12 protein-coding genes and 1 tRNA gene are annotated in these 13,486 nt (G+C 63.8%); 8 read left to right on the top strand and 5 right to left on the bottom strand.

The window, feature by feature from the left end:
* Window positions 1-67: 67 nt before the first annotated feature.
* A complete protein-coding gene (locus tag MEMAR_RS07440; protein ID WP_011844360.1) occupies window positions 68-460 on the bottom strand; it encodes a hypothetical protein in 393 nt (130 codons plus the stop codon).
* A gap of 118 nt (window positions 461-578) precedes the next feature.
* Between MEMAR_RS07440 and MEMAR_RS07445 the strand changes: the two genes are divergently transcribed.
* The 5 genes from MEMAR_RS07445 to MEMAR_RS07465 all read left to right on the top strand — a co-directional run bounded on the left by MEMAR_RS07445 (window position 579) and on the right by MEMAR_RS07465 (window position 3,574).
* Window positions 579-860 carry a hypothetical protein gene (locus tag MEMAR_RS07445; protein ID WP_011844361.1) on the top strand — a complete coding sequence of 94 codons (282 nt, stop codon included), beginning with the start codon at window positions 579-581 and terminating at the stop codon, window positions 858-860.
* 5 nt (window positions 861-865) lie between these two features.
* Window positions 866-1,390, top strand: a complete 525-nt coding sequence (locus MEMAR_RS07450) for a tRNA (cytidine(56)-2'-O)-methyltransferase (protein WP_011844362.1) — start codon at window positions 866-868, stop codon at window positions 1,388-1,390.
* Window positions 1,387-2,460: an ATP-grasp domain-containing protein gene (locus MEMAR_RS07455; protein ID WP_011844363.1), complete on the top strand. Its 1,074-nt coding sequence runs from the start codon at window positions 1,387-1,389 to the stop codon at window positions 2,458-2,460. The genes MEMAR_RS07450 and MEMAR_RS07455 overlap by 4 nt, the downstream gene beginning before the upstream one ends.
* Window positions 2,461-2,574: 114 nt before the next feature.
* The gene (locus MEMAR_RS07460) at window positions 2,575-3,096 is read left to right on the top strand and encodes a transcription factor (protein ID WP_011844364.1); all 522 of its coding nucleotides are present in this window, start codon (window positions 2,575-2,577) and stop codon (window positions 3,094-3,096) included.
* The gene (locus MEMAR_RS07465; protein WP_011844365.1) at window positions 3,089-3,574 is read left to right on the top strand and encodes an HD domain-containing protein; all 486 of its coding nucleotides are present in this window, start codon (window positions 3,089-3,091) and stop codon (window positions 3,572-3,574) included. Before MEMAR_RS07460 ends, MEMAR_RS07465 begins: the two co-directional genes overlap by 8 nt.
* On the opposite strand, the gene MEMAR_RS07470 is transcribed toward MEMAR_RS07465, so the two are convergent.
* Window positions 3,567-4,070: a hypothetical protein gene (locus tag MEMAR_RS07470; RefSeq protein WP_011844366.1), complete on the bottom strand. Its 504-nt coding sequence runs from the start codon at window positions 4,068-4,070 to the stop codon at window positions 3,567-3,569. The two genes, MEMAR_RS07465 and MEMAR_RS07470, sit on opposite strands and share 8 nt — an antisense overlap.
* A gap of 179 nt (window positions 4,071-4,249) precedes the next feature.
* Between MEMAR_RS07470 and MEMAR_RS07475 the strand changes: the two genes are divergently transcribed.
* Both MEMAR_RS07475 and MEMAR_RS07480 read left to right on the top strand, forming a co-directional pair.
* Window positions 4,250-4,334, top strand: a tRNA-Leu gene (locus tag MEMAR_RS07475).
* A gap of 209 nt (window positions 4,335-4,543) precedes the next feature.
* Entirely contained in the window at window positions 4,544-5,062 is a 519-nt protein-coding gene (locus MEMAR_RS07480) for a hypothetical protein (protein WP_011844367.1), read from the top strand.
* 65 nt (window positions 5,063-5,127) lie between these two features.
* Here MEMAR_RS07480 and MEMAR_RS12470 read toward each other — a convergent pair whose 3' ends face one another.
* Window positions 5,128-7,107 carry a PAS domain S-box protein gene (locus MEMAR_RS12470; RefSeq protein ID WP_011844368.1) on the bottom strand — a complete coding sequence of 660 codons (1,980 nt, stop codon included), beginning with the start codon at window positions 7,105-7,107 and terminating at the stop codon, window positions 5,128-5,130.
* 208 nt (window positions 7,108-7,315) lie between these two features.
* Here MEMAR_RS12470 and MEMAR_RS07490 point away from each other — a divergent pair, with 208 nt between their 5' ends.
* Complete coding sequence (locus MEMAR_RS07490) at window positions 7,316-7,846, top strand: hypothetical protein (RefSeq protein WP_011844369.1); 531 nt, start codon at window positions 7,316-7,318, stop codon at window positions 7,844-7,846.
* A gap of 30 nt (window positions 7,847-7,876) precedes the next feature.
* Here MEMAR_RS07490 and MEMAR_RS07495 read toward each other — a convergent pair whose 3' ends face one another.
* On the bottom strand, window positions 7,877-9,115 hold the full coding sequence (locus MEMAR_RS07495; protein WP_245526568.1) for an alpha/beta hydrolase family protein: 1,239 nt from the start codon (window positions 9,113-9,115) through the stop codon (window positions 7,877-7,879).
* Window positions 9,116-9,404: 289 nt separating this feature from the next.
* Window positions 9,405-13,427: a HEAT repeat domain-containing protein gene (locus MEMAR_RS07500; protein ID WP_245526569.1), complete on the bottom strand. Its 4,023-nt coding sequence runs from the start codon at window positions 13,425-13,427 to the stop codon at window positions 9,405-9,407.
* Window positions 13,428-13,486: the final 59 nt, after the last annotated feature.

Consider the following 13,486-nt stretch of genomic DNA (forward strand, 5'->3'; position numbering starts at 1 on the left):
GAAACCCGCAGGGTTTCTGGCCGATCGCCGGTCTAGTGCGGGTTTCAGTTCGCGCGAAGCCGACGCATCAGAGGCACTCCTCCATGTAGAGGGCAATCTCTGCGTATGCTTCCGTGCCGCTGAACCGTGCGAGCGTATTCTCCCCGTCGGTGAGGGTGACGACCGGCTCCCCGCCTTCCATCGAGAAGATCACCTCGTATATATCGACCTCGTCGATGACGAGCCCCCGTGCGAGGTCGGACGCCGCGTGGAGCTGCAGTCGCTCCATCGTCAGCTCGTCCGGCGTCTCCCGGAAGTAGTAGTAAAAGACCTGGTACGCGTTGAGGAGGTCGGAGGAGAGCAGCGCTCCCCGGGTCTCTTCGTCAAGCGTATCCAGTATCTTCGCGAGAAGCTCGTCGTCGTCGTCGCTCGCCTCAAAGAGGCTGTCGGCAAGTTCCGCCAGTTCTATATAATCGCCCATACCCTGTTCCCACCTGCACATCCAATCTCTCGCACCGGCAAACCGCGCCGATAGCGGCTAACAGAGCCGGAACGGTGCATGAATAACTATATCGGTCTCCCCGGAAAAAAGAATAGGTGTGCGTGAGGAAGATCTGGACTGGGCCGTATATCATCGAATTCCCAAAACCGACGGCATTACGGTCGAAGGCCTGGTAGCAGCCACCGGATTTGAGCCCGGTGCGGTGACGGCATCGCTCGAGCGTCTCGAACATCACCTTCTCGTCAGACGGTCGGGGAAGACGGTGCGCCTTCTCTCCATCCAGGAGTCGCTGATCGAGTGCCAGTGCCGCCATACCAGAGAAGACCTGCCGTTCGTCATCGAGAACGGCGTAATCCGGGCGACGAGGAGAGAGGAGTGAGCGGCATGCCCGAAGTAGCCGTGCTCCGGATAGGTCACCGGCCCGAACGCGACCAGCGGGTGACGACCCACGTCGGGCTCGCGGCGCGGGCGCTCGGTGCCCGGGGGATGTACCTCGCCGCAGACGACCCCGGTGTCGCTCTGAGCATAACGGACGTAGCCTCCCGGTGGGGAGGAGACTTTTTCATCGAAAACGACGTGAAGTGGCGGCGGTGCATCCAGGACTGGAAGGCTGCCGGCGGCAAGGTCGCCCACCTTACGATGTACGGGCTCCGGATGACCGACGTCATCGACGATATCCGCACAGAGGAGCGGGTGCTCGTCGTGGTGGGGGCGGAGAAGGTGCCGGGCGACATCTACGGGCTCGCCGACTACAACGTCTCGGTGACCACCCAGCCTCACTCCGAGATATCGAGCCTCGCTCTCTTCCTCGACCACCTCTTCGAGGGGAAGGAGCTCAACCGGGAGTACCCGGACGCGAAGATCCGGATCGAGCCGACCAAGGTCGGAAAGAAGACGGTGGAGCGGTGAAGGGCCGGGTTCTGGTTGCGGGGTTCGCCACGCGGCACGTGGCACAATCGGCCCGCCGGGCCGGCTACACGGTCTACGCCGTCGACCACTTCTGCGACCAGGACCTCGGCTGGTACACGGAGGACTGTCTCTCGTTCGACGAACTCGACGAACTCCCGGGGAAGATCGCCGAATTCGCCATCCGCCATCCGGTCGACGCGCTGGTCGTCGCCTCGGGCGCCGAGACTATCGTGACGGCGATCCCGCTCTGCGGCACGCCGCCCGCGAAGGTGGAGCGGTTCCTCGACAAACTGGAGATCCAGCGGTTCTTCGAGGGGCTGGACGTGCCCGTTCCGCCGCTCGCCGCCGGCTGCTACCCGGCGATGATCAAACCGCGCCGGGGCGCCGGGGGATGGAGGAATGCGGTCGTGAGAGCGGAGGAGGAACTCCGCCGGTGGGAGGAGACCTGGCCGGACATACCCTATATCGCGCAGGCTCTCGTCGACGGGATTCCGTCGAGCGTCTCCTGCGTCGCGGACGGCCGCCGTGCGCGCGCCATCGCGGTCAACCGGCAGATCCTCCGTGGCGGGGGGGAATCCGCGCACGGGTTTGCCGGGTCGGTCACCCCGTTCTCCCATCCCCTTGCCGGGGAGATGATCGCGGCGGCGGAGCGGATTGCCGCCGCAAGCGGGTGCGTGGGCTCAATCGGGATCGATTTCGTGGTCGGGGAGAAGCCCTGGGCAATCGAGATCAACCCCCGGTTCCAGGCCACCCTGGACACCGTCGAGATGGCGACCCAGAAGAGTGTCTTTGCCATGCACATGAACGCCTGCCGCGGGGTGATCCCGGCGGCGGTGCCCGCGCCGCGGCAGGTTGCGGTCAGGCGGATCCTCTTTGCCGACCGGGATATGCGGCTCGATGCCGACCTCGCGAGCCTTGCGCCCCGCGTCGCCGATATACCCTGGCCGGGAACCGAGTTCGAGGAGGGGCACGCCGTCGCGAGCATCTACGGCTGCGGCGAGACGGAAGAGGAGGCGTACGCCGACCTCGAGAGGAACACCGCGGCCGTCCGAAGGCTGATCGGCCAATGAGCCCGCCTTCCGGAGACGGGAAAAGTGAATTAAAGGTTAAGAGCAGAGTATGGTAGACATCGATGCGGTATATATACTCTTATACGTTTATCCAATTATGGGAGAGATTTGACCATGGTATCCGTCACTGAACTGTTGGACGATCCGGCAATCAATGCCTATATCCTGCGCATGATCGGGGAGGAGGGAATCGAACTTCTCAGGCGGTTCCCCGAAGGAGGAGAGCACAGTGACGAGGAACTTGCCGAGATGACCGGGGTCAACCTCAACACCGTCCGCCACACCCTTTATACGCTCTACGAGAGGCGCCTCGCCGAGTACCGGCGACTGAAGAACACCGAGACCGGCTGGCTCACCTACCTCTGGCACCTCCGCCTCGACCGTGTCCACGACGTGCTCGAAGAGCAGGTCCGGGACGCGCTCGAGCACCTCGACGCCCGGCTCGCCTACGAGGAGAAGAACGACTTCTACATGTGCAGGAACTGCAGCGTCGTCTACACCTTCACGGACGCGGCGAACTGGAACTTCGAGTGTCCGAACTGCGAGGAGATGCTCGAACATTTCGACAACGAACTCATCGCCGTCGCTCTCAGGAAGAGAATCGACAGGATCAAGGAGAGCCTCGGGAGTGCGTGAAGAGGACTGCATCGGTCTTCTCAGGCGGGCAGGGTGTTCCGGCGGGGTCATCGCACACTGCCGGGCGGTGCGCGACCTTGCGCTCGCTTACGCGTCCGATCCCCTCATAAACCGCGACCTGGTCGAGACCGGCGCCCTCCTCCACGATATCGGCCGGGGGGTGACGCACGACCTCTGCCACACCGAAGCGGGCGGCGAGATATGCCGGTCGTTCGATCTCGACGAGGCAGTCGCCGCCATCGTCGAGCGGCACATCGGGGCCGGGCTGACGGCCGACGAGGCTTCGCTCCTGGGCCTTACCCCGCGCGACTGCATGCCCCGGACGCTCGAGGAGAAGATCGTCGCCCACGCGGATAACCTGGTGAAAGGAACCCGCGTCATCGCGCTCGAAGAGCGGCTGCAGCACGCAATCGCCCTTCCGCGGAGGCAGAGGAAACGGATCCGCAGGCTCGCGCAGGAGATGGAACTCTTCAGATAACCAGCCGTTTTACCTGCGGAAGAGCCCGCATATCTTCGTAGACCGACGCCGGGATCCGTGGTTCGTCGACGATCATCACGAGTCTGGGCTCCTCCGCGAGGTAGGGGTCGGTGACGAAGATCTGGCGGATGGAGAGGTTGTGCTCGACGAGGACTTCCACCGCCGCGCCGACGATCCCTTTCTGGTGCGCGTCCTTGGGGTAGAGCGTGATGACCGAGAGGCCGAGGGCCTCGGCGACCCGGGTGAGGTCGGGCGCGGCCCGCATCCGGAGAAAAACCTCCCGGAGTTCGGGATTCTCGAGGATGCGGCGGGCGGTGGCGTCGACGACTCTCCGGTCGGTCTCGATCGCCCTGCCGATGTGCGTCGCGGGGATCTCGATCCCGTTGCAGACGATGCGCCCCTCTTCGTTGATGCCGAACCCGTTCTCCAGCAGAAACCGGACTACCCTGCCCTGGGACGGCGAATCGGCAAACTCCCGTGAGATGTCAGCCCACATGCGGGAGCGTTGGATCCGGGCGCATAAATACACATCGAAGGCGGTTCCGGTGCGCTGGAGTACAGGTATAGCAGGAGGGATCCGGCCGGGAAACGGCTCCCCGTCCCGCGCCCGCGGGAGCCCGGGTTCCGGCAGAGCAAGATATTTCTGGTTGCAGCGCATTGTATAGAGAAGAACAGGCGAGGGTTGCCAAGCCAGGTCAAAGGCGCCAGGTTGAGGGCCTGGTCTCGTAGGAGTTCGTGAGTTCGAATCTCACCCCTCGCATTTAGTTGGGCCATATTCTCTCCGTTTTCAAGTTCTCCGATTATTTTAGCCGTTCCTGCCGGATCGAGATCCCCCGGCGCACAAGACGGACGGGCTGCCCGGCAGGCAGACGATTATATACTGTCCATGATGTTATCCCGTGGAGAACCCTGCACGAGGATCTCCTGCTACTCGGCCGACGGTGATCCTGCCGGACAGGGCTGGGCCGTATGCAGACCACTGAGCCGGACATGGAGGTGCGACCCGAGATACTGCAGATACTTGATGCCATGGAGGATGCCGCCATCCTCGCCGATTCCGGCATGAACGTCCGCACCATCACCGCTTCCATGGAGCGCCTCGCCGGGATCTCCGCCGATGACGCCCGCGGTGCGGATGCGGCCCGCATCGTCGCCGATCAGGTCCTCCCGGAAGCGGATAGGGACCAGAGGGAGCGGATCCTCTCGATGCTCGAGAACCGCACCGGGTCTGAGGAGATCACGGCGAAGGCGCCGGCGACCGTGCTCGGGACCACGCCTCAAGCGGACGTCCTGCAAAGCCGCACCAATCCCGATCCGGTCCTCCTTCGGCGGGTGGAGGAGACGGTGGCGCGGGACCATCTGAAATCGTTTAATCGGTCTGTCAATCGTAGGTCATCGGTTGCACATTCTCAAGACACCTATGACTCCGCATGCGGATTCCGGGTCCTAGATAACAGGCAAAAATGTGGGAGCCGAAGATCAGGTTAGAATCGCTCTGATGTTTCTTGGGGTGCGGATGTCAGTGCCGGCACCAACCGTTGGCGCTAGCCTGCTCAACGGGTTTGCGAGGCAGGTTTCAGTGTGAGCTTGAACGCCGCGCCTTCATCCGGGCGGCCCGTCACCCGGTCCTCGGCCCAGATCGTCCCGCCGTATCGCTCGACCAGGATCTTCACCAGATAGAGTCCAAGTCCCTTGCCGACGCCGCGTTTCTTCATTTCGTAGCAGTGGAAAATCCCATTTTTATCATCGTTCGGGATACCAGGGCCGGTATCTTCGACTGACACCCGGACGAACCCATCATTCTCTTCGATCCGGATGGCGATCTCGACGTCAGGACCGCCGAACTTGACGGCATTGCTGATAAGGTTGTCAAAGACCACAGGGAGAAGGTCGTCCGCCTGAACCTGGTAGGTTGTCCCGTTATAGAGGAAGATACTGGTGGGATAGTCGCTCATCACCCCCCGGACTGCGGCATCAAGGTCCGTTGGTTTGAGCTCGGTTTTTGTCCGATGGATCCGGCGGATGGTAGAGACGATGCCCAGGATCTCTATGCTCTTCTGGACGCTGCGCTGCAGTTTTTTCGCGTATCCGGCTGCCTCTCCGTCAAGGGACTCGATGAGCAGGTCGGCATAAAGGTTCGAGACGTTCTCGGTGTTGCCGATATCGTGGGTAAGGATGTCCAGGTAGAGGTTCGCCTCCCGGTTCGCGACCTCCAGATCGCCGTGGAGCAGGCCCAGATTCTCGGCGTATCGCTGAAACGCTTCCTCGGCCCGCTTCCGCTCGGTGATGTCCCGGAAGAGGACCATCACCGAAGGCAGGTTTTCGTACAGAATGGGGGTAGCAACAACCTCAACATCGACTACCTGACCGTCGAGCCTCACAAACCTCTCTGCGCGCAGGGGCACGGTCGTACCCTTCTCCCTCATCTCGCGGTAACGTCCCCTGAATACTTCGTGGTCGTCCGGGTGGACAAACTGGAGGACCGGTTTGCCGACGAGATCCTCCCGCCTTTCTGCCCCGAAAAGAGTGACACAGGGAGGATTGGCGTAGACGACGTTACCCCGGCAGTGGACCGCGATCGGTTCCGGCGCAAGTTCCACGAGGTTCCGGTACTTCTCCTCGCTCTCCTGCAAGGCCGCTTCAGCCTGTTTCCAGTCGGTGATATCGATTCCGATACCTCCAACATACCTCTTCGCGGACGCGTCCTTGAAGGGAAACTTGCAAGCCCACCAGTAGGTAATGCCTCCTTTCGGGTTGGGCATCTCTTCCACGACTTCAATAGCACTGTCTGCCTTGAGGACGGTTTGGTCGTTCTTCCAGAGTTGTTCGGCGACATACAAAGGCCATAACTCAAAGTCCGTCTTACCGCGCAAGTCTCCCTGTCGACGATTAAAATGACTCTCGTCGAATTTGTTCAAGTATATGTAGCGCCCCTGTTCGTCCTTCATGAATGCAACTGCGGGGCTGTTGTCCATGAACGCTGTGAACCGTTCCTCACTTTCCCGGAGGGCTTCCTCGGCCCGCTTCCGCTCGGTGATGTCCTCGGCGGCGATACTGATCGCGATGACGCGTCCCTGATTATCGGTTACCGGCCGCCAGGACTCGTTCCAGTGCCTCTGCTCCCCGGGTTGTGCCGGTGTTTCCCCCCGTACCTCAATATCAAGCGCGGGTTTCCCCGTCGCGACAACCGCCCGGGCGAGCTCTTCAGCCGCATCCGCAAGGTCCGGCACCAGCTCGCGGACTCTCTTGCCGATGTGCTCCTCGACGGAGAACCCGTCCATCTCCGCGAACCGTTGATTGACATGCAGGTACCGGGTATCCGTGCCGAGCAGACACAGACCAACCGGCGCCGAGGCGTAGATCATCTCGATCTGGCGGAGTTCTGCGTTTTCACGCCGAAGCGCGTCATTCTCTTCCCTGAGCTCTGCAGTCCGCTCGCGGATGAGTTGTTCGACTTCGCCGGCGTTGTCCTGCTTCTCGTCGCGGCCGGTGAGACTGGTTCGCTTCTCCGTGGTACCTGGGGATGTGGACATTAGAAAAAGAAACTCCGGTTAAAAGTATGCAAGTGAATTTACTCAGGCTATAATAACTGTAACGGAAAGACCTGCCGGCCATGCAGGGTTCGATTTTCACGACCGATCCAGACACTTCTCCGGCAGGTATTTCATCATCCCGATGCGTAATATCGAATAACGAGCATGTTCGTACACCAACCGCCCGGCATTCGGGGAGACGCCCGCCATGGCATGTAGGTGCTGCCAGTGCGGCAGCTGCTGCAGCAACATGAGAAACGTCCACACGGTCATCGAAGAGCGCGGCAACTACACCTTCGTCGTGTACAACGCCTACAGCGGGGACGTGAAGGAGGTTCGGGTCGACCCGGACAAGATCGCCCTCTTCGAGGATGCGAGCAGCATCGCGGAACTGCCGGACGCATGCCCCTTCCTGAGATTCGAAACCCCCGGGGATTCTCCTGCTCCGTCCCATGGGAACGTCGCATTCGACGGGAAGAAGGGAAAGGCATGGTGCACGGTCCACCTGACACGCCCCGAGATCTGCCGCGATTACTGCTGCTGGCGTCTTCTCATCCTCGATCCACAGGGCAGAAGAGCCGGGCGCGTGATGTACCAAACAACGTTCCTCCCGGACACCGACGAACTCGGCCGGCTCTGGGAGGAGGTGCAGCCGACATTGAACGGGCTCTCCGGCACGGAATGGGATGACGCCGTCATCAGTTGTCTTACGGCAGCCGGATACCGTGTTCGCCGGTAAGTAAGACTCAAAAAAAGAGGGCCGATACCCCTATTCTTCTCCGGGACGGAAATCCGTCATCCCCATCTTATCGTCGAGCCAGTCGAACTTGGCACCAAACGATTGCGCGAACGCCCGAAGCTGGCAGTGCGACCCGGCACCGTAGTCGTCGGAGAAGACCATCAGTTCCCGCTCGCAGGTGAGGTGGTCGTAGAGTGCCGTTGCCTGCGCCCCGTCGGGGTCGAAGTGGTCGACCGCACCGGCACAAACCAGCGTGGGGCAGCGTATCTCTTCGGCAACCCCGACGAGTGAAAAGTCCATCCATTTCGCCCAGAACCGTGCCGGCGAACCGGCGTTGAAGACGAACATCCCGTTCTCGTTCAGCCATCGGGTGCCGGTATCATGGGCCATGGCGCCGCGGATGGCATCGTTGAACTCGACCGGATCCGTCTGCAGCCACTCCTGCAGCTCAATCTCCGTCAGGTTCGCGACCCCGCCGGCCTCTAGGTTCGCGAGGAGATTCAGTCCGACATCGTAGGTGCCGCCGTCCGCGATCAGCGCCGTGATCCGGGGCTCGTATGCAGCACCGCGGGGGGCGAGGTAACCCCCGAGCGAGATCCCCCAGAGTGCAATCCGGTCTTCGTCGACGTCGGGCCGGCTTACCGCATAGTCCACGACGGGCCCGATCACGTTCTCCCAGTCGTGACGGAACGGGATATGCCGGACCCGTATCACTTCGCCCTGGCCCGGCCCCTCGAACGTCAGGACGTTATATCCGCGCTTGATCCCCTCCATTGCATACGGATGGAGTTCCTCCTGGCAGCCGTCAAAACCGGTCTGGACGATGAGGAGCGGCCGGGGTTTGCCGGAGTCGTCGACCGCATAGAAGTAACCCGGCAACGTGGTATTCCCGTACGGGACGGCGACGATCTCGTACGGAACGACGTCGAGTGCGAGCGCATCGCGAAATGATTCCCGACTCTTCCCCCAGGTCTCCACGATGCGAGGATCGGTGGCGTTGCCGTGCAGGAAGAACTCGGCCGTGCGGTAATACGTCGCGGCCCGGTAGTACGCTTCCATTGCGGTGATCCTGTGCCCGGCGGCGAGACTCTCGTCGCCCACTGCCCTGAAGTTGTCCGCGGTCCTGTTCCATTCGCAGTACCAGCTCTCGAAGTCTCCTTCTTTGATCCGGGACGCAGTGGCCAGGCACTCGCCGACATCGGCCTCGCCCGAATACGATGCGCCGAGTGTCCGCTGGAGCTCGAAAGCAAACTCCCGGTCCGTAAACACGAGCGCCGGGCATTCGGCGGCAGGTGCCGCAACCGCAGTGGGGAGAGGTGATTCCGGCGATTGCTCGCCGGTCGCGCTGCAGCCTGCAGAAATGACAGCAAAAATTGTGATAGACAGAGTTATCGCAACAATTAAGGCTCTGTTGGGTTTCACGGTGGATCATAGGAGGATCACATAACCGGAGAGATAATGGTTGCGAAATAGCGTGACACCGGATATGAGGAAGCGGCATCTTTCGCAACCAACCCGCTAAAAACCCGTAAACGACAGGAAAAGAGTCCGGGCCGGCCTACAGGTCGCCGGTCTCATTTTCAGTCCGTGCCCGGATCCTCTCCACCGCGTTCTCGGCGGCTTTCCGGGCATACCAGTCCTCGTCGTCGAAGATGCCCTCGAGGGACGCAATCGCCCGTGCATCCCCGATCTCGGCGAGCACGTCCGCCACACGTTTCCGGACATCGCCGTCCGGGTCGTCGAGTGCGGCTACGACCGGCTCCATCGCAGGGGCTCCTATGGCGACGATTGCCGCTGCGGCCTCCCGCCGAACGCTGTAGTAGTCGTCGTGGAGGAGGTTCATGAGCCCCGGAACCGCACGCGGGTCGCCGATCTCCCCGAGGACTTTCGCCGCCCGCCGCCGGATACTGTCGTCGCGGTCGTCGAGCACCGCGAACAGCGGTTCGACCGCGATCGGTCCCGCCCGGGCGAGATCACCCCATCGTTCCTTTGCGATCAGGTAGACGACCGCCTCCTCTCCCGTTGCGGGCGACCATTCCAGGCGGTCGAGAGCGTCCGCGACCCCGGCACGGACACGGAAATGCTCGTCCGTGAGCGCACCGGGGAGCAGACGGCACGCCGGCTCGCCGATCAGGACGAGCGCCGCCACCGCGCTCTTCCGGGACGCGTCGTTCCCGTCCCTGAGGACGCGCAGGAGCGGCCTGACCGCCGGCTCGCCCATCATGCCGAGCGCCCGCACCACGACGCGCCCCAGGCGCCAGTCATCCTGCAGGAGCGCATCGGTCAGCGGTTCGATGGCCGCCGGGTTCCCGATCTTGCCGAGCGTCGCGGCCGCTCCCATCCTGATTGCCGGGGGAGCGGCGCGGAGCGCCCGGACCAGCGGTTCGACGGCCGGATCGCCGATACCGACGAGAGCCCGCGCCGCACCCAGGCGGATCTGCCAGTCGCGGTCCTGGAGTGCGTCGATGAGCGGGATGACCGCCGGTTCGCCGATCATCTTGAGCGCTTCGACTGCCTTTCTCTGCGTGCCGTCCTGCTCTGTCCGGAGTTCGTAGATCAGCCTCGCGACTGCAGGCCCCCCGATCATCCCGAGCGCACGTGCCGCACCTACCTGGACCGCGCTGTCGGGATCGTTGAGCGTCCGGATCAGCGGTTCGACCGCACCGGGCCCGATCCCGGCGACGGAAGCCCACTGCTCCTTCGCGATCAGGTACCAGACGGTCTCGCTTTCGGTCTGCGGCTCCCATCCGGCTCTGCCGAGAACCTCGGCCGCACCCAGCCGGACCAGGTAGCGTTCATCGTTGAGCGCCTGCGTAAGCAGATCGACGACCGGGTCCCCGAATCGGGTGAGGGCATCGATCGCCCCGAGCCTGAGGGTATCGTCGGGATGCCCCAGCGCCCCGATGAGCGGGGGCGCAGCCGCTTCCCCGAGACCGGCGAGCACATCTCCCGCCCGCTGCCGGATCAGGGCGTCGTCGTTCCCGAGCGCCTCGACCAGCGCATCGAAGGACGCCTCCCCCATCGCCTCGAATATCCCGGCTGCCGTCTGCCCGATCTCGGGATGCCCGAGAACCGGGACGAGCGCACCGGCTGCGGGTCTCCCGATCCTGACCAGCACGCCGGCGGCCGTTTTGCGGAGCCGGGTCTTGTCCAGGGCCTCGATCAGCGGTTCCACCGCCGGTTCGCCGATCCTGACAAGCGTCTCTTCCGCCGGTTCGCGGAGCGCCTTTCTGCCGAGCAGGCGGATCAGGGAGGGGACCGCAGGAGCGCCGATGCCGACCAGCGCCTCCATCGCCCCGGCCTGCACCGCCTCATCGAGGTCGCCGAGCCGTGCCGTCAGGAGATCGACGGCAGGAGCACCGAGCTCCACGATCTCCGCCCATCGCTGCAGCGCGATCAGGTAGACGATCTCCTCCTCTGCCCCCCCTTCGGGAGCCCACTCGAGTTTCTCGAGGACCCTTGCGGCTCCCATCCGGATCGACGAATTCTCGCCGTCGAGTGCCCCGGCAAGCGGTTCGAGTGCCGGATCGCCGATCCCGGTGAGAGCGGCCGTCGCTCCCGCCTGCCCGTCGCCCTCCTCGCCGAGGAGGGGGATGAGGGCGTCTACCGCGGGCGCACCGATCCCGATCAGGGCGTCGACGGCCTTCCGGTGAAGGCGGTCCTCGCCGGTCCTGACGAATTCGACGATAGCCGGAACCGCTTCGGGCGTCCCGAGCCTGCCCAGAACCTCGACGGCGTTCTCCCGGGCGGCCCCGGCCCCATCTTCGAGCACCTCGAGAACGGGCGCCACGGCCGGTTCTCCGATGGCAACGAGCGCATCCGCCGCCACCGGGGCGACGGTCTCGTCGGCGAGGGCATCCACGAGCGGGCCTAGCGCCGCCGGATCGCCGATCTCGCCGAGTGTCGCCGCAGCCTCGCAGCGTATACGGTCGTCGTCGCCGTTGAGCGTCCGGATCAGCGGCTCGACGGCCGGCGGGCCCATCCGGGCAAGTTCCATCCACTCCTCCCGGGCAATCAGGTACCATGCCCGCTCGGTGTCGTTCCAGGGTTCCCAGTTCATCCTGCCGAGAATTTCGGCTACCCGGGACCGGATACGGGACTGCCCGGACGTCAGCGACTGGATCAGGGCCGGCACCGCCGGCTCGCCGAGCGCACCGAGAACGTTCCGAAGCGTTTCCTGTGCCTCCCCGTCCGTGGAGTCCAGGGCACGGATGCACGCCTCCGCCGCCGGTTCGCCGATCTTCACCAGGGCCGCCGCCGCCGTTCCGCGGAGGGAGGGGACAGAGAGCATACCGATGAGCGGTTCGACCGCAGGAGAACCGATCTCCGTGAGCGCCATGGCCGCCAGCGGGCGGATATCATCGTCCGCCTCGTGTAGAAACTCGACCAGGGGATCGACCGCGGCTCCGCCGATCTCCCCGAGAGTCCGGGCGGCGTTCCACCACACCTCCCTGTCGGGGGACTTCAGGATGCGGATGAGGGGTTCGACCGCAGTTTCCCCGTAATCCGCGACATCGAGCCACGCTTCGTCGGCGACGAGGTAGCGTATCGCGCCGGCGTCGTCGGGGGCCTTCCACCCGAGTTCCCGGAGAACGGAGGCCGCCGACCTCCGGATGCTCCGCTCAGGCGCACAGAGAGCCTCGATAAGGGAGGGGATTGCCTCGTCGCCGATCTCCCGGAGCGCGTAGCGGGCACCGAACTGCACCTCGCCGTCATCGCCGGCAAGTGCCGCGATGAGAGGCGGCACGGCGGGACTCCCGATACGCACGAGCGTGGCTGCCGCCCCGATCTGCGCCGTACTGTCCCCGAGCGCAGCAATCAGCGCAGGGATCGAATCCTCCCCGATCAGGGCGAGGGCTTCGGCGACGCACCACCGCTGCCGGTCGTCCGCAAGAGCGAGGGCCCGAACCAGGGGTTCTACGGCGTCTGCCCCACGTTCTGCGATGGCCCCGACGGCACGGCCGCGAACCCCGGCATCGTCACTGCCGAGGTCGTCGATGAGCGACTCGATCGGGCGTTCATCGCTCCCGGCGGCCACGGGCGCCGGCTCTTCCTCTTCTGGATCGAGTTCGGCGATCCCGGGCGAGGAGGCGTCATCGTCGAACTCGAGAATCTGCATGAGTTCTTCGTCGCTGAGGGAGCCGGGATACGGGGCAGGCAGGTCGTCGGAAGCAAGCGACGGCGGTTCATCCGGGAGAGAAAAGTCAGGGAAGACTCCTTCAGCCTCTGCTCCCTCCGCCGGGACGGGAGCATCGATCTCGTCCGGGGAGGCGAAGTCCACGGGAGGCTCTGCCGGGGAAGGGGCGGCAGCCGTCCCGTCCGGCGAAACGAGAACATCGAACCGCTGGAGGGCATCGGGGACATTCTCAAGCCTCACAAGGACGCTCGTCCTATCGTCGGCCGGGACATGCCCGTCCCGGGGTGCCTCGACGGACACACCGGCAACCCGGGGTTTTGGGTCGTCCTCTTCATCGCTCTCTTCGACGTCTCTCTTTATCCAGTGCCTGATAAGCGAAGAGCCGTTCGGTCCGAAGAGCCCGGGCAGAGCCACGATGGGGCATACGGATTCAATCGCCGGCATACCCGGCATCCCCGCACCGGACAGGAGGAGAAGGCATATGATCCCGAAGATTGCGCAGA

The sequence above is a fragment of the Methanoculleus marisnigri JR1 genome (assembly GCF_000015825.1).
GTDB classification, from domain to species: domain Archaea; phylum Halobacteriota; class Methanomicrobia; order Methanomicrobiales; family Methanoculleaceae; genus Methanoculleus; species Methanoculleus marisnigri.